We start from the raw sequence: 15,527 nt of genomic DNA, 5'->3' as shown, positions 1-15,527 counted from the left end.
GCGCACGGGGCCGAGCGTGATCTCCAGCGCGGCCTCCCCCGCGGGGTTGCCCACCGCGCGGTTCGCGCGGCGCAGTGCGCCGAGGTCCAGCGCGCCGGAGGCACTGACCCCCTGCCCCGCCTGCCCCATGCGCCCGGCGTCCTGCACCAGGATCGGGAAGGCGGTCTGGACCACGCGCAGCCCGGTCACGGGCGCGGGGTCCGGGACCGTGACCAGATGCACCCGCGCGGACCCGCTCACAAAGCGCGCCCGGACGCCCGGGCGCAGCAGCGCGGGCACGTCGCGGGTCAGGTCGAACATCGGCACCTCGGTCCGGCCGATCAGCTGCCAGCCGCCGGGGCTGGCCTGCGGATAGATGCCGCAGAACCGGCCCGCCAGCGCCACCGACCCCGCCGGGATCCTGGTGCGCGGCGCGGGGCGGCGCGGCAGATCGAACCGCGCATCCGCGCAGGTCATGTAGGCGAAGCCCGGCGCAAAGCCGCAGAAGGCTACCTGCCAGGTCGCGGCCTGATGGGCGGCGATGACCTCATCCGTGGTCAGGCCCATCAGGGTCGCGACCTCGGCCAGATCCTCGCCGTCATAGGTCACGGGGATCTCGACCGTCTCCGCGCTACGGGGCGCAGGCGCGGTGCCGGGGGCGGGCTCGCGGGCCAGCACGGCGCGGGCCAGCGCCGCATCGGCCGGAACGCCGGGATCGGTGGTCACCATCAGCGTGCGGGCGGCGGGCACGATCTCGGCCACGCCCGCGACGGGATCGGCCGCCAGCGCGTCGAACAGCGCCAGCGTCGCGTCCAGATCGGCCAGCTCGACCAGAAAGGCGCGGGGCCCGATGGGCAGGACGCGGGTCATGCCTGCCACCGCGTTTCGGGCACGTCGGTGACGAACATGTGCCCCGGTGCATGGGTGATGGCGAAGGGCGGGCGCGAGGCCATGACCGCCGCCTGCGGCGTCACCCCGCAGGCCCAGAAGACCGGCACCTGACCCGGACCGACCGGCACCGGATCGCCGAAATCGGGCCGCTGCAGGTCCGCGATGCCCAATGCCTCGGGCGCGCCGATATGCACCGGCGCGCCATGGACGGCGGGGGTGCGGCCAGAGATCATCGCGGCTTCGGCCACGCGGTCGGCGGGGATGGGGCGCATCGACACGACCAGCCGCCCCGACATCCGCCCCGCCGGGCGGCACTCGCGGTCGGTCAGGAACATCGGCACGTTGCAGCCCTGATCGACATGCGCGACCGGAATGCCCGCCGCCATCAGCGCCCCTTCGAAGGTGAAGGAGCAGCCGATCAGGAAGGTCACCAGGTCGGGATGCTCGGCCCAATGGGCGGTGGCGTCGGTAACCTCCTCGGTCAGCACGCCGTCGCGCCAGATGCGATAGAGGGGGATGTCGGTGCGCAGGTCGGCGTCAGGCGCCATGACCGTGCGGTGGCTGCCCGGATCGGTCACGTCCAGCACCGGGCAGGGTTTCGGGTTCCGCTGCGCGAACAGCAGGAAATCCCAGGCCCAATCGCGGGGCAGCGCGATCATGTTGCATTGGGTAAAGCCCGGCGCCTGACCCGAGGTCGGGCACGCAGGCCCCTGCCGCGCAGCCAGCCGCGCCTGCGCCGGGGTCATGCCCCACCCCCGGCGAAGGGCGCGACGGTGACCCCGCCCGCGACCAGCGCATCGCGGACCCGGGCCGCGATGGCCACCGCGCCGGGGCTGTCGCCATGCACGCAGATGCTGTCGGCCTCAAGGCGCAGGATGCTGCCATCCTCGGCCTCCAGCACGCCCTCCGTCGCCAGGCGCAGCATGCGCGCGGCGATCAGGTCTGGGTCGTGCAGGACCGCGCCCGGCTGTTTGCGCGAGACCAGCGCGCCCGCGGCGGTATAGGCGCGGTCGGCAAAGGCCTCGGCCACCACGGTCAGGCCCGCGGCGCGCGCGCGGTCCAGCACGGGCGCCCCGGCCAGACCCATCAGCACCAGCGACGGGTCCACGGCCCTGATGCCCGCGATGACGGCATCGGCCTGGCGCGCATCATCGGCGATGGTGTTGTAGAGCGCGCCATGCGGCTTCACGTAAGTGACCCGCGTGCCCGCCGCCCGCGCCAGACCCTGCAACGCGCCGATCTGATAGATCACGTCGGCGGTCAGGTCGTCGGGCGCCACATCCATGGTGCGCCGCCCGAAGCCCACGCGGTCGGGATAGCTGACATGGGCCCCCACCGCGACGCCCCGCGCCGCCGCCTGACGCAGCACCGCCAGCAGCCCCGCCGGATCGCCCGCGTGAAAGCCGCAGGCGATGTTGGCGGAACTGACGATGTCCAGCATCGCGGCGTCGTCCCCCATGGTCCAGGGGCCATAGCCCTCACCCAGGTCGCTGTTCAGGTCGATTGGCATGGATCCTCCTTACACGCCCAGGAAGGCAAAGATGGTGGTGACCGACCGCGCGCCCATGTACCAGGTCAGCGCGCAGACGATGGCCCCAAGTGCCAGCAGCACCCGGTTGTAGCGGTGCCCACCCATCAGGTCGGACCGCGCATAGCCGATATAGGTGAAGATCGTCAGGCCGATGGGCAGGATCAACCCGTTGAAGCCGCCCACGAAGACCAGGATCGCCGCCGGCGCCGTGCCAAGCGCCAGATACACCGCCAGCGAGAACGCGATGAACCCCACCGTCGCCTTGGACCGCGCCGCATCGCTGCGCACGCCTACCACGTCCAGGAAGCTGACCGAGGTATAGGCCGCCCCGATGACCGAGGTCAGCGCCGCCGCCCACAGGACCACGCCGAACACGCGCATCCCCCAATCGCCGGCCGCCGCCTGGAACGCCTGCGCTGCGGGGTTCGCTGCCTGCGACGACAGGTCCAGCGTCACGCCCGACGCGACGACGCCCAGGATCGCTAAGAACAGCACGAAGCGCATGACGCCCGTGACCGCGATCCCGGTCAGCGCCGCGCGGGTGACGGCGGTCAGATTGTGCGGGCCGGTCAGGCCCTTGTCCAGCAGGCGGTGCGCGCCGGAATAGGTGATGTATCCGCCGACCGTGCCGCCCACGATGGTGGTGATGGTGGCGAAATCGATCGTGTCGGGCCAGATCGTCTGGCGCAGCGCCTCGCCCACGGGCGGGTTCGACTGCACGGCCACGAACAACACCAGCAGGATCATCACGATGCCCAGCCCGATGATCGCCCGGTCCAGCAGGATCCCCGCCTGCCGCGACAGGAAGATCGCGATGGCCAGCACCGCGGTGATCGCGCCGCCGATCTTGGGGTCCAGACCCAGCATGGCGTTCAGGCCCAGCCCGCCGCCCGCGATGTTGCCCACGTTGAAGGCCAGCCCGCCGATGACGACCAGCGCCGTCAGCAGATAGCCCGCGCCGGGAATTGCCGCGTTCGCGGTCTCTGACGCGCGCTTGCCGGTCAGGGCGGTGATGCGCCAGATGTTCAGCTGGACCACGAAATCGATCAGGATCGAGGCCAGGATCGCGAAGGCGAAGGCCGATCCCATCCGGGCGGTGAAGGTCGCGGTCTGGGTGATGAAGCCCGGGCCGATGGCCGATGTCGCCATCAGGAAGATCGCCGCCAGAAGGCCTCCGCGAAGGCTGGCGGCCGCAACGCTGCGGTCGGTGGTCATGGATGTTTCCCCGTGTCGGACTGTTGTTGATTGCCCCCAGCCTGCCACGATTCCGTGATCCGTCAACGATTATCTGACAGTCGCGTGTGTTTTGTTGAACAATCCCGTATGACCTGCGCGGCAATCTGCCCGGAATCAGGGCAACCGCCCGCTTGCCCTGTCCCTGCCGTCCCGCCATGATCGACCCGACATCACAGGACGACCCATGACCGACACGAATCCCGCAGGTACCATCGCGACTGGACAGAGCCCGTCCGGCCTGGCCGAAGACACCGCGGCCCGGTTGCGCGCACAGGTGATCGCGGGGCACCTGCGCCCCGGACAACGGCTGTCGGAGACGCGGCTGGCGGGCGATCTGTCCGTGTCGCGCAACACGCTGCGCGAGGTGTTCCGCCTGCTGACGCGAGAGGGCCTGCTGACCCATGCGCCCAATCGCGGCGTCTCGGTCGCGGTGCCGACGATGGCGGGGGTGCTGGACATCTATCGCGTCCGCCGCCTGATCGAGGTGCCGGCCCTGGCCCAGGCCTGGCCCCGCCACGCGGCTGTGCTGCGCATGGCCGAATGCGTGGCCCAGGCCCGCATCGCGCGCGAGGCCGGCGACTGGCGCGGGGTGGGCAGCGCGAACATGGCATTTCACGCGGCCATCGTGGCGCTGACCGACAGCCCGCGGCTGACGGCCTTCTTCGCGCAGGCGATGGCGGAGCTGCGGCTGGCCTTCGGGCTCTTGGACAGTCCCGAACAGCTGCACGCGCCGTTCCTGCAAGAGAACGGCGCGATCCTGGAGCTGGTCCAGCAGGGCGACATGGAGGCCGCCGCCACCCGGCTGGCCGATTATCTGGACCGGTCGGAACGCGTCGTGATGACGGCCTTTGCCCGGTTGGAGAACGGCGTCACGCGCGGGTGACGCCGCGCCGCCTCAGCCGCCGGTGACGGCCAGCAGCATCAGATAGATGACCGACGGCCCCATCAGGCAGCCCAGCCCCGTATAGAACGTAGCCGTCATCGCACCATAAGGCACCAGGCGCTTGTCGGTGGCGGCCAGGCCGCCCGCGACGCCGCTTGTCGTACCCATCAGCCCGCCATAGGCCATCGCCGATTTCGGGTTGTTCAGTCCGATCAGCGGTGCGACGAAGGGCGTGCCGATCATCACCAGGACCGCCTTCAGCAGGCCCGCGGCGACGGACAGGGCGATGACCTCGGAACTGGCGCCCAGGGCGGTGCCGGTCACCGGACCCACGATATAGGTCGCGGCCCCGCCGCCGATGGTGGCCATGCTGACCGCATCGGTATAGCCGAAGGCCGCCGCGACCAGCGCCCCCACCGCAAAGGACACGAAGATCCCCAGGGCCAGCGACACGACGCCCGCGGCCCCGGCCTTGCGGATCTCGCGGATGTCGACGCCATAGGCGGTCGACACGATGGCCAGGTCGCGCAGCATGGCCCCGCCCATCAGCCCGATGCCCGCGAACAGCGGCACGTCGGCCAGCCCCTTGGACCCGCCGGTGGCAAGCCCGCCCAGCCAGGCCAGCACCAGGCCGATGATGATGGCCACGGCCGAACCGTGCAGCCGCCCCGCAGACAGCCGGTCGGACAGCTGATAGGACACCCACATCACGACGCCCACGACGACGAAGGCGAAGACCAGCCCGTTCTTGGACAGGATTTCGGTGATCATCTCCATCGCGTCACACCTCCTGCGCCATCAGGGGCGGCAGGGGCGCATCCTGCCCGCCGATCCGCGCCACCACGGGCACCAGCGCCACGCAGGCGATGGTCGCGCCGACGCCCGCGATGATCGCGATGGGACCGCCCGCCAGGGCCGCCACGACGTTCTGCTGGGCCGCCATCGCCACGACGATGGGGATATACATGGCCGACCAGAACAGGATGCCCTGTTCGGACAGCTGCGGCAGCCGCCCGGTGCGGCGCAGCCAATCGGTCGACACGATCAGCAGCAGCATGGCAAAGCCCACACCGCCCACGTTGGACTGGACGCCCAGCAGATCGCCCAAGATCACGCCTGCCAGATGACAGGCGGCCAAGGCCGCGACTCCATAGATTATCATGGTTTCCTCCCGTTGAATGGCCGGTGCCCCGGGCCGCGTCCTCCTCGACGCGGGCCCGGGCGGCCGGATGTCAGGCCATGGCCTGCGAATACAGTCCCGCATGGGCCTTGCGCAGTTCGGCCTTCTGCACCTTGCCCATGACGTTGCGCGGCAGGGCATCGACGACGATCACCTGCCTGGGTTGCTTGAAGCGCGCCAGATCCGACAGCGCGGCGCGGATTTCATCCGCGTCCAGCGTGCCCGATTTCGGCACGACGATGGCGGTCACCGCCTCGCCCAGGTCGGGATGGGGCAGGCCGATCACGGCGCTTTCCAGGACGCCCGGCAGCGCGTCGATGGCCTCCTCGACCTCCTTGGGATAGACGTTGTACCCGCCCGAGATCACCAGGTCCTTGTCGCGACCGACGATGCGCAGGTATCCGTCCTCCTGGATCGTGCCCAGATCCCCGGTGATGAAGAACCCGTCGGGGCGGAATTCGGCCGCGGTCTTTTCGGGCATGTTCCAGTAGCCCTCGAAGACGTTCGGTCCCTTGACCTCGATCAGGCCGATCTCTCCGGGTGCGACGGGCGCGCCGGTCTCGCGGTCGGTGATGCGCACGGTGATGCCGGGCAGCGCCATGCCCACCGCCCCCGCGATGCGATCGCCATCATAGGGATTCGAGGTGATCATGCAGGTCTCGGTCATGCCGTATCGCTCCAGAATGCGGTGCCCGGTCCGTTCGGTGAAGGCACGGTGATCCTCCGCCAGAAGCGGCGCGGACCCGGACACGAACAGCCGCATGTTCGCGGTCGCGTCGCGATCCAGGCGCGGCGATTTCAGCAGGCGGGTGTAGAAGGTCGGCACCCCCATCAGCACGGTGGCGCGGTCCATCAGGTCGATCGCCTGTTCGGCGTCGAACTTGGTCAGGAAGATCATCGTGGCGCCCGCGACCAGCGCCATGTTGGCGGCCACGAACAGCCCATGCGTGTGAAAGATCGGCAGCGCGTGGATCAGCCGGTCATTCGCGTCGAACCGCCAATGCTCCAGCAGCGCCTCGGTGTTGGACGCCAGGTTCCCATGCGTCAGCACCGCCCCCTTGGACCGCCCCGTGGTCCCCGAGGTATAGAGGATCGCGGCCCGGTCGTCCGGCCCGCAGGGATGCGCGTCCTCGCGCGGGGTGGCCGCGGCGGCACGCTCGGCCAGTGTCCCCTGCCCGTCCGCGCCAAGCGTCAGCACCGTCAGCGCGTCCCCGGCCCGATGCCCGTGCGACGCCAGTTGCGCAGGGTCGCACACGAACAGCCGCGGTGCCGCGTCGTCGATGAAATAGTCGATCTCGGCCCCGGTATAGGCGGTGTTCAGCGGCAGGAAGATCCCGCCCACCTGCAGCGTCGCCAGATACAGCGCGATGGCCTCGGGCGACTTCTCGACCTGAACGGCCACGCGGTCGCCGGGCGCCACGCCCGCCGCGGTCAGCGCGCCCGCCAGCGCCTCGACCATGCCGCGCATCCGGGCAAAGCTGATGTCGGGCTGGCCGGGGCGTTCGAACAGGGTCTTGCCCTGCATCACCTCGGCGGTCTGGATGAAATGGTCGTGGATGGTCTGCATGCTCATCTCCTCCCTCATTGTCGTCACGCCTTCAGCGCCTCGGCGATCTGGGCGCCAAGCGCCACCTCGCCGTCGCGGACGAAGGCCTCGTGCCGGTCCTCGATCCGGTCCAGTTCGTACAGATAGTTGATCATCAGCCCATGCGCCGATTTCAGCGCCGAGGGTGCCAGGTCGGCGGGCCAGTTCAGCCGATGCGCGCAGGCCCCGTTGCCCAGGTGGAACCGCGCCACCGGATCGGCGGGCAGCCCGCCCCGCGCCTTGGCCTGGGCGATATAGCGCGCGCCCCACGCCAGGACCTGCGGGCGCAGCGCGTCCACCGCGTCATCGTCCCAGCCCCCGGCCAACGCGCCGCGCAATTCCGCCGCGTCGTCCTGCGTGGCCAGCCACGCGGCAAAGCCCGGCACCGGCGACAGCGTCACATAGCAGCGCAGCTCGGGCAGGTCCGCCGACAGCTGCGCCACAACCTGCTTGATCAGGAAGTTGCCGAAACTGACGCCCTTCAACCCGGGCAGGCTGTTGTTGATCGAATAGAAGACCGCCGTGTCCGCTGCCGCCGTTTCGCGCGCATCCGGCGCGGTCAGGATCGGGCCGATCGCGTCGGGCATGCCCTGGGTCAGCGCGACCTCGACGAAGATCAGCGGCTCGTCCCCGGTGGCGGGGTGGAAGAACGCATACAGACGGCGGTCATTGTCGGCCAGCCGCCGCTTCAGGTCCGGCCAGCCCTGCATCTGGTGGACGCTTTCGTATTCCATCAGCTTTTCCAGAATCGCGGCGGGCGCGTTCCAGTCGATCCTGCGCATGGTCAGAAAGCCGCGGTTGAACCAGCTGGCGAACAGATGCGCGAAATCCTGGTCGATCGGCGCCAGATCGGGGTCGGTGCGCATCGCGGCCAGCAGGTCCTGACGCATCCGCACAAGCCGCAGCGTGGCGCCGGGCGCCATGTTCAGCCGGCGCAGCAGGGTCTGGCGGGCAGGCTCGACCACCTCGAAAAGGCGCGCGACGCCCGCGGCATCGGGCTGGGCGTCCCACGCGGCATAGGCCGCCCGGATTGCGTCGGCATCCACACCGTGATCGTCGCGCAGGCTGCGAAAGAAGGCCAGCCGCTCCTCGGCGTCCAGCTCGGCATAGGCCGACAGCGCCTGTTCGGCCACCGCGACCCGCGCCGCATCCCCGATCCGCCCCATCAGCACCGCACAGGCCACCCGCGCGCGTTCGGATGCGGGGCGCGCCAGCGCCTTCAGCGTCTCGGCCTCGCCGCCACGCTTGCGCCGCGTGATCGCCTCGACGAAGTCCGACAGGAATCCCAGTCTCTGCTTGCCCATGATGATCCTCCCCCGCCGTGATATACACTGATTCACTCCTGTTGTATACAACAACGGCGATGATGGACTTTTCGCAACCGCTGCGGTGAAATGCAGGACAGAACAGGTGCCGACATGACCCTCCCCACCGCACAGCGCATCCGCCTTGCCCTGGAAAACGCCATCGTGGACGGCCGCCTGACCCCCGGCCAGCAGATCGACCCCGACCAGGTCGCGCGCGACTATGGCTGCTCGCGCACCCCCGTGCGCGAGGCGCTGCAGGCGCTGGAGGCGTCGGGCCTGCTGATCGTGCAGCCCAAACGCGGGACCTTCGTGGCCAAGCTGGGCGTGCCCGAGCTGATGGACCGGTTCGAACTGATGGCCGAGCTGGAATCCTTCTGCGCACGCCTGGCCTGCCGGCGCGCCGATGCGCAGGACCTGGCCCGCATCGACACCGCCCTGACCGCCTGCGAAGGCGCGCGCCACGACCCCGACCGGTACTATGCCGAAAACACCGCCTTTCATCAGGCGATCTATCGCGCCGCTCACAACGCCTTTCTGGAAACCGAGACCCTGCGCTTGCAGGCGGTGCTGCAACCCTATCGCCGCCGGCAGCTGCAATCGCCGGGGCGCGTCGCCAATTCGCTGGCCGAACACCGCCAGATCGCCGCGGCCATCGCGGCGGGCGACGCCTGCGGCGCGGCGCAGGCGATGACCGATCACGTGCTGGTCCAGGGCGAACGCTTCCGCGACCTGGTCGCCGTGGTGGGCAGCCTGTCGGCGCCTCAGGCCGGGGGCGTGGCCTTGCGCTGACGGCGGCGTTCCAGCCCCAGGCTGTGTTCGCGCCAGATGATCAGGATGCCCGCCAGGATCACCAGACAGGACCCGCCGATCACCACCGCGCTTGGCACCTCGCCGAAGACGTACCAGCCCAGGGCCACCGCCCAGACCATCGCGACATAGTCGAACGGCGCCACCACCGACGCATCGGCATGGCGATAGGCCGAGGTCAGCAGGATCTGCCCCAGCCCGCCCAGCAGCCCCGTGGTGACCAGCTGCGCCAGCACCCAGGCCCCCGGCATCACCCACCCGAAGGGCAGCGTCAGCAGCGACAGCCCCGTCGAGGTGACCGAGAACCAGAAGACGATCGCCGATGTCCGCTCGACCTGGACCAGCTGGCGGACAAAGATCTGCGCCAGGGCCGCGGCCCCTGCCCCGCCAAGCGCCACGACCGCGCCCAGCATCCGCAAGGGGTCGCCCGCCGTCCCCGCCTGCAGCTGCGGCGACAGCACGATCAGCACCCCGGCCAGCCCCAGCCCGACCATGCCAAGCCGAAAGGCGCGGACGTTCTCTCCCAGAAACATCCCGGCCAGCACCACGACCAGTAGGGGCGCGGCAAAGCCGATGGCCGTCACCTCGGGCAAAGGCAGCAGGCCAAGCGCCCAGAAGTTCAGCGCCATCGCCGTCGTCCCGACCAGCCCGCGATACAGGTGCCCCATCGGGTTCGCGGTCAGCAGGCCGACCCGCAGTTCCGACCGCAGCACCAGCCAGCCCAGGATCACCGGCAGGGCGAAGAATGACCGAAAGAACACTTGCTGTCCCGGCGGGATCTGGGCGCTGTCGGCGGTCGCCTTGATCAGCGCGGCCATCAGGGTGAACACGGTCACGCTGATGCATTTCAACGCGATGCCGCGCATCGGGGAATCACTGGGGGGCATGCCGGGCGCCTTGGTACCGTTGGGGGTCGGCCTTGGTGCTACGACGGGATTGCACGATCTGCAACCGACATCGACACAGCGTCAGGTAGATATGCTATAGGTATATATATCAATGGTTTGTGTCGCACCTTCCCCGCGGGGAAGGTGCTGGCCGCGGGAAAGGGCCCCCGCCCTTCCCCGCGGGGAAGGTCACTCGATCTGGTCCAGCATGGCGGCCACCGCCGCCTCCAGCTTGCGCCGGTCGATGGTCGAAAAGTCCCGCGGCAGGCGGATCTCAAGGCGACCATTGGCGGCGGTGCATTTCGCGCTGCCCTGCGGGCGCGCAAGCTGGAAGGTCGTCTTGGCTTTGGCGGTCGACGGCGGTGCGGGTGGGGCGGTCCGCGGTGCGGGTCCCTCGGGCAGCGCCTCACCCCCCTGCCCCGCATAGCGGCGCAGCACGGCCAGCTCGTCGGTGATCGACCGCGTGTCCCAGTCCTTCAGCTCGGTCCGGATGGCCGTGACCAGGCCCGGCACCTCCTCCAGCCGCTGCGACAGCGACAGGCCCAGGGCGCGCGGGATCTCTTGCGGATACATCAGCACCTCGCCCAAGCGCTCGACCAGAGGGATGAAGTTCCGGATATAGCTGCGCTTCTGATAGCCCGCCGACCGGAACAGGATCGCCACGGCCTTTTCCGCATCGTTCTCCGCGGTCAGCGGATCCATCGCGTAATGCACCGCCAGCTGCGCCATCTCGGCAAAAGAGATGTCCTTGCGCACCAGGTTCTCGTCCACCATGCGGCGGTACAGCGCCTCCAGCTGGTCCCCGCGCGCGGCGATGCCCGCGGGGATCCGGCCCCAGGCCTCGGCATCACCCGTCTCCTCCAGCAGCTGGCGATAGGCCGACAGCCGCCGCCACCCCTGGATCAGCTCGTATCGCCCACCCTCGGACGGCTCCAGCCGGATCGGGTTCGACAGGCCGATGTCGCGGATCGAGGCGACCAGCTCGGCCATGTCGAAATCGGCGACCGGCTTGCGGTCACGGATCAGCTTGGTCGTGTCGATCATGTCCAGCGGGATCAGGTCGGTGATCAGCCCTGCCCGCTTCAGCCGCACATGCTCCTGCGCCAGGGCATCGTTCTCGGCGCGGATCTGCGCCTCGATGACCGCGCGGTCGCGCGTCGATTCCGCCGTTTCGCTGATGGCGACAGCCATGGGGCCGCGGCGGCCGTCGGGCTGGACCTTCCCCGCGGGGAAGCCGGTTTCAGCGTCGTCCTCGGGGATGTCGATGTCGAACATCCGGCGCTTGCGGCTCATTGCGCGTCCTCCAGCTCGGTCCAGGCGGTCAGCACGTGGCCGCGGAATTCCTCATAGGCCTGATCGAAGGTCGCCCGTGCCCGGCGCCACGTCCCGCGCGTCATCTCTCGGTAATCGATCTCATAGATCGACGACAGGAACCGGCCCGACTGCTCGACCGCGCGGGTCAGTTCGATCGGGTTCTGCGCCAGCCGATCCCCGAAGACCTGCCGAAAGGCCGCGAACATCGCCTGGTGCAGCTCGTTCGACGGCTCATATCGCGTCATCAGGAACCGGATGTCGGCGAATGCCTTGGGCAACCTGATCTTCCCCGTGGGGAAGTTCTCGAACCCGTGGGACAGATCCTCCAGCGCCTCGGCCAACTGACCGATGAAGCTGGTCGTGCTGTCATACTCCCAATAGCCGGGGCCGGACGGGATATACAGCATGTCGGCGGCAAAGACCGCGTTCATCGACTGGTACCCGATGGCCGGAGGACAGTCGAAGAGGATCAGGTCATAGGCATCGTCCGCCAGGCTGTCCAGGAAACGCGATACGGCCCCGAAGAAGGTCCATTCCGGGTTCAGGTGCCGGTACTGGGCGCTGGCGAACTCGACGAAGGCCGCGTTGGCGCAGCTGGGGACGATGTCGATCGTGGGCCAGGCGGTCGGCTTGATGAAGTCCGCGGGCCGAAGCGTGCCCAGACCCATGTCGCGGATCGACGCGGGCAACTTGCGATGGGGCAGGGCGGTCCCCGTCTCTGCCCCGGCGCTGGAGGTGTTCATGCGTTCGGTCTCGCGCTCAAGGTCGCGCGCCATGATGCCCCAGACCGTGTGATCCTCGCCCACGTCGTTCAAGCCCATCGAATGAGACAGGGTCGCCTGCGGGTCGAAGTCGACGACCAGGACCCGGTACCCGTCCAGCGCTGCCGCATGGGCAAAGTGCAGCGCCACGGTCGACTTGCCCGCACCGCCCTTGAAGTTGGCGATGGCCGCGCGGAAGGCGCGCTTGCCGGCGGGGCGGGGCGGCATCAGGGACTTCTTGCCCACGCGGATGCGGCGACGCAGCTCGTTCACCTCCTCCAAGCTGAACCAGCGCTGGCGCCCGTCCTCCTCGACTTCCCCGAGGGGAAGGTTCGGGTCCGCCGCCAGCTTGCCGCGGAAGGTCGACTGGTTGATGCGGAAGATCAGCTCGGCCACCTCCCAAGAGGAGAAGCGGCGCAGCGTCTTCTCGTTGGCGGGGCTGAAGGTCTGGCGGCGAATCCAGCCCTGCATCTTGAGGGACTGGGCCTGCAGACGGGCAAGGTCGTCGTGCGTATACATGTTGTGTCGGTTTCCAAGGACGCTGATTGCTTCTGTTCCTGCTTTTACGCCGGATTTGCGCTTTTGGCAAAAGCCTTGTTCACTGATAGCACGAAATGCGGAAATCCAGCCCCTGCTGGCGAATCACCGCGCGCCAAGGTGGCGCGAAGGCCACGGCCTCGAGGGGCAGGGGGCGGAAATTGGGGGACATGATCCGTCGAACCCCTGCCAATTGGGGGACACGGGCGCCGGAATAGGGGACGCATAGGATGTCCCGCTATACCATTGATACCCTGATTCAAGATTGCCTTTGGATCCTTCCGCCGGAGGGCGGGCGATCTGCTTGACAGAATCGCATTTCAGGACGCTAATGCCTGCAGAGTGGCGAAAAGCGTTTGGGACGGCACAAGATCTCGGCGTGGCCGGGGCAAGGTGCCGGGCGACCGGCGGGCAGGAACGATAATGCATGTGATGCGACCCGTCGGCAGGCAAGCCGCGGCACGGAAATACGACCTGCTGTCCGCGATGATGGCGCATGCGCTGGCGGGCGATCCGCAGCGCCAGCGCCTGGTGCTGCGCCTGATGGCGCTGATCACCACCCGCTACAACTGGCAGCGCGACGAGCTGACCATGGGCCAGCGCGAGATCGCGCGACTGTGGTGCGTGGACGAACGCACCGTCAAGCGCGACATGGCGCGGCTGCGCGAAGCGGGCTGGATCGTGGTCAAGCGCCAGGGCGCGCGGGGCCGCGTGTCCGTGCTGGGCCTGGGCCTGGAACGCATCCTGCTGGACACGCGGGCGGACTGGTCCAACATCGGCGATGATTTCACCGCCCGCATGGGCGAGGAGGCGCAGGAGGCGGGCGACCCGCCGAACGTCGTCCCGTTCCGCCGCCCCGACGGCACATCGGCGGAGGAGAGCGGTCAGGACGGGGTCTGGCCGCTGATCCGCGCGCGGCTGCGCGACGAGGACCCGGCGCTGTTCGACGCCTGGTTCGCGCCGCTGTCATCAGCGGAAGGGCAGGGGGGCGTCCTGCATCTGGTCGCGCCGTCGCGGTTCCACGCCACCTATGTGCGCACGCATCTGCTGGCCCGCTTGCAGATGGCCGCGCGGCGCAGCGACCCGACCCTGGGAGAGGTGCGCGTCACCCCGGGATGATCGGTCCGCCCGCCGGGGCGCTGTCGCAGAACTGTCACACGGATTGCGTATGACCGTCACAAAACTGCTGTAGGCACACCGGGCAACGATCACCTCCTGAGGAGAAGACGCATGAAGACCTTTGGCCTGACCGCTTCGGCCCTGTCCGTCCTGGCCCTGACCGCCACCGCAGCCGCCGCGCGCGAACAGGTGCAGGTCGCGGGTTCGTCGACCGTGCTGCCCTACGCCACGATCGTCGCCGAGCTGTTCGGTGAGAATTTCGATTTCGGAAGCCCGGTCATCGAATCGGGCGGATCCTCCACCGGTCTGCGCCGCTTCTGCGAGGGCGTGGGCGAGAACACCATCGACATCGCCAATTCCAGCCGCGAGATCCGCGACAGCGAGGTCGAGGAATGTGCCGCCAACGGCGTGACCGACATCATGGAGGTGCGCATCGGCTATGACGGGATCGTCTTCGCCAGCGCGCAGTCGGGCAACAGTTTTGCCTTCACCCCCGCCGATTGGTTCAATGCGCTGTCGGCCAAGGTCGTGCGCGACGGTGCGATCGTCGACAACACCGCCGCCAACTGGAACGAGGTGAACCCCGAGTTGCCCGACCAGGAGATCCTGGCCTTCGTACCGGGCACCCGTCACGGGACGCGCGAAGTCTTCGACGAGAAGGTGATCGCGCAGGGCTGCGAGGACAGCGGCGCGCTGGAGGTGTTCACCGCCGAGCTGGGCGAGGAGGAGGCCGAGGCCGCCTGCATGACGCTGCGCACCGACGGCCGGTCGGTCGACATCGACGGCGACTATACCGAGACGCTGGCCCGCATCGGGTCGTCGCCGAACGGCATCGGCGTCTTCGGCCTGTCCTTCTACGAGAACAACACGGACACGCTGCAGGTCGCGACCATGTCTGGCGTCACCCCCTCGACCGAGACGATCGCCTCGGGCGAGTACCCGGTGTCGCGGCCGCTGTTCATCTATGTGAAGAAGGCGCATATCGGCGTCATCCCGGGCGTCAAGGAATTCGCCGAATTCTTCGTCTCGGACGCGATCGCGGGACCGGACGGCCCGCTGGCCGCCTATGGCCTGGTCTCGGACCCCGAGCTGGCATCGGTCCAGCAGGCCGTGGCCGACGAAACCACCATGCAGTGATGCACCCGTCCGACCGGTGCGCCGCGCCGGTCGGACATTCCCCCTGACCCATCCACCCGAGGTTGCCAGATGCCAATGTCCTGGGCCCTGCTTGCCGCGATCCTGCTGGCCGTGGCCGGATTCCTTCTGGGCCGCAGCCGCGCCCATGCGACCGCCGCACAGGACGTGCGCACCCTGCACAGCCGCCCGGCCTATCACGGCATGAACGCCGCCCTTGCAGTGATGCTGCCCGCGCTGGTGGTGCTGATCCTGGCATCGGGGCTGCGGATGTCCGGGGTGATCCCTGTCGCGTCGGGCCCCGTGGCCGGGCTGCTGGCACTGGCCGCCGCGGTCGCGGGCCTGGGCTGGGCCGTGACGCGGGCCGGCCGCGGGT

16 protein-coding genes are annotated in these 15,527 nt (G+C 69.0%); 5 read left to right on the top strand and 11 right to left on the bottom strand.

Translation table 11 applies throughout. The annotated features are described in order from the left end of the window. From FHD68_RS12845 to FHD68_RS12830, 4 genes are all read right to left on the bottom strand, one after another. A partial coding sequence (locus FHD68_RS12845) for a 5-oxoprolinase subunit B/C family protein (protein WP_139085944.1) occupies nucleotides 1-849 on the bottom strand: 849 nt, incomplete at its 3' end. Next, nucleotides 846-1,616 (bottom strand): putative hydro-lyase, encoded by a 771-nt coding sequence (locus tag FHD68_RS12840; RefSeq protein ID WP_127899439.1) that lies wholly within the window; start codon nucleotides 1,614-1,616, stop codon nucleotides 846-848. The genes FHD68_RS12845 and FHD68_RS12840, both read right to left, overlap by 4 nt. Then, nucleotides 1,613-2,380 carry a LamB/YcsF family protein gene (locus FHD68_RS12835; protein ID WP_127899438.1) on the bottom strand — a complete coding sequence of 256 codons (768 nt, stop codon included), beginning with the start codon at nucleotides 2,378-2,380 and terminating at the stop codon, nucleotides 1,613-1,615. Before FHD68_RS12835 ends, FHD68_RS12840 begins: the two co-directional genes overlap by 4 nt. Before the next feature lie 9 nt (nucleotides 2,381-2,389). Beyond that, nucleotides 2,390-3,616 carry an NRAMP family divalent metal transporter gene (locus FHD68_RS12830; protein ID WP_045999849.1) on the bottom strand — a complete coding sequence of 409 codons (1,227 nt, stop codon included), beginning with the start codon at nucleotides 3,614-3,616 and terminating at the stop codon, nucleotides 2,390-2,392. 205 nt (nucleotides 3,617-3,821) lie between these two features. Between FHD68_RS12830 and FHD68_RS12825 the strand changes: the two genes are divergently transcribed. Beyond that, nucleotides 3,822-4,520 (top strand): GntR family transcriptional regulator, encoded by a 699-nt coding sequence (locus FHD68_RS12825; RefSeq protein ID WP_127899437.1) that lies wholly within the window; start codon nucleotides 3,822-3,824, stop codon nucleotides 4,518-4,520. A gap of 12 nt (nucleotides 4,521-4,532) precedes the next feature. Here the strand turns inward: FHD68_RS12825 and madM are convergent, their stop codons facing one another. From madM to FHD68_RS12805, 4 genes are all read right to left on the bottom strand, one after another. Then, on the bottom strand, nucleotides 4,533-5,297 hold the full coding sequence (gene madM, locus FHD68_RS12820; RefSeq protein WP_045999851.1) for a malonate transporter subunit MadM: 765 nt from the start codon (nucleotides 5,295-5,297) through the stop codon (nucleotides 4,533-4,535). A 4-nt stretch (nucleotides 5,298-5,301) separates the two neighbouring features. Beyond that, on the bottom strand, nucleotides 5,302-5,682 hold the full coding sequence (madL, locus tag FHD68_RS12815) for a malonate transporter subunit MadL (RefSeq protein ID WP_139085942.1): 381 nt from the start codon (nucleotides 5,680-5,682) through the stop codon (nucleotides 5,302-5,304). Nucleotides 5,683-5,752: 70 nt separating this feature from the next. Continuing rightward, a complete protein-coding gene (locus FHD68_RS12810) occupies nucleotides 5,753-7,273 on the bottom strand; it encodes a malonate--CoA ligase (protein WP_139085940.1) in 1,521 nt (506 codons plus the stop codon). A gap of 17 nt (nucleotides 7,274-7,290) precedes the next feature. Further along, nucleotides 7,291-8,589 (bottom strand): malonyl-CoA decarboxylase domain-containing protein, encoded by a 1,299-nt coding sequence (locus FHD68_RS12805; protein WP_127899435.1) that lies wholly within the window; start codon nucleotides 8,587-8,589, stop codon nucleotides 7,291-7,293. Between the two features lie 114 nt (nucleotides 8,590-8,703). Here FHD68_RS12805 and FHD68_RS12800 point away from each other — a divergent pair, with 114 nt between their 5' ends. Next, nucleotides 8,704-9,381, top strand: coding sequence for a GntR family transcriptional regulator (locus FHD68_RS12800; RefSeq protein ID WP_045999854.1), 678 nt, complete (start codon nucleotides 8,704-8,706; stop codon nucleotides 9,379-9,381). Here the strand turns inward: FHD68_RS12800 and FHD68_RS12795 are convergent. From FHD68_RS12795 to FHD68_RS12785, 3 genes are all read right to left on the bottom strand, one after another. After that, complete coding sequence (locus tag FHD68_RS12795) at nucleotides 9,354-10,286, bottom strand: DMT family transporter (RefSeq protein ID WP_127899434.1); 933 nt, start codon at nucleotides 10,284-10,286, stop codon at nucleotides 9,354-9,356. The two genes, FHD68_RS12800 and FHD68_RS12795, sit on opposite strands and share 28 nt — an antisense overlap. 189 nt (nucleotides 10,287-10,475) lie before the next feature. Continuing rightward, nucleotides 10,476-11,579: a ParB/RepB/Spo0J family partition protein gene (locus tag FHD68_RS12790; protein WP_127899433.1), complete on the bottom strand. Its 1,104-nt coding sequence runs from the start codon at nucleotides 11,577-11,579 to the stop codon at nucleotides 10,476-10,478. After that, nucleotides 11,576-12,880, bottom strand: a complete 1,305-nt coding sequence (locus tag FHD68_RS12785) for an AAA family ATPase (RefSeq protein WP_127899432.1) — start codon at nucleotides 12,878-12,880, stop codon at nucleotides 11,576-11,578. Before FHD68_RS12785 ends, FHD68_RS12790 begins: the two co-directional genes overlap by 4 nt. A gap of 441 nt (nucleotides 12,881-13,321) precedes the next feature. On the opposite strand from FHD68_RS12785, the gene FHD68_RS12780 reads away from it, so the two are divergent. From FHD68_RS12780 to FHD68_RS12770, 3 genes are all read left to right on the top strand, one after another. Further along, nucleotides 13,322-14,017 carry a DnaA N-terminal domain-containing protein gene (locus tag FHD68_RS12780; RefSeq protein WP_127899552.1) on the top strand — a complete coding sequence of 232 codons (696 nt, stop codon included), beginning with the start codon at nucleotides 13,322-13,324 and terminating at the stop codon, nucleotides 14,015-14,017. A 111-nt stretch (nucleotides 14,018-14,128) separates the two neighbouring features. Then, entirely contained in the window at nucleotides 14,129-15,154 is a 1,026-nt protein-coding gene (locus FHD68_RS12775; RefSeq protein WP_127899551.1) for a substrate-binding domain-containing protein, read from the top strand. 75 nt (nucleotides 15,155-15,229) lie between these two features. After that, a partial coding sequence (locus tag FHD68_RS12770) for a phosphate ABC transporter permease family protein (protein WP_208863772.1) occupies nucleotides 15,230-15,527 on the top strand: 298 nt, incomplete at its 3' end.

Source organism: Paracoccus marcusii (assembly GCF_006151785.1).
In the GTDB taxonomy this organism is placed as follows: domain Bacteria; phylum Pseudomonadota; class Alphaproteobacteria; order Rhodobacterales; family Rhodobacteraceae; genus Paracoccus; species Paracoccus marcusii.
This window is presented reverse-complemented; position numbering and strand designations above follow the sequence as displayed.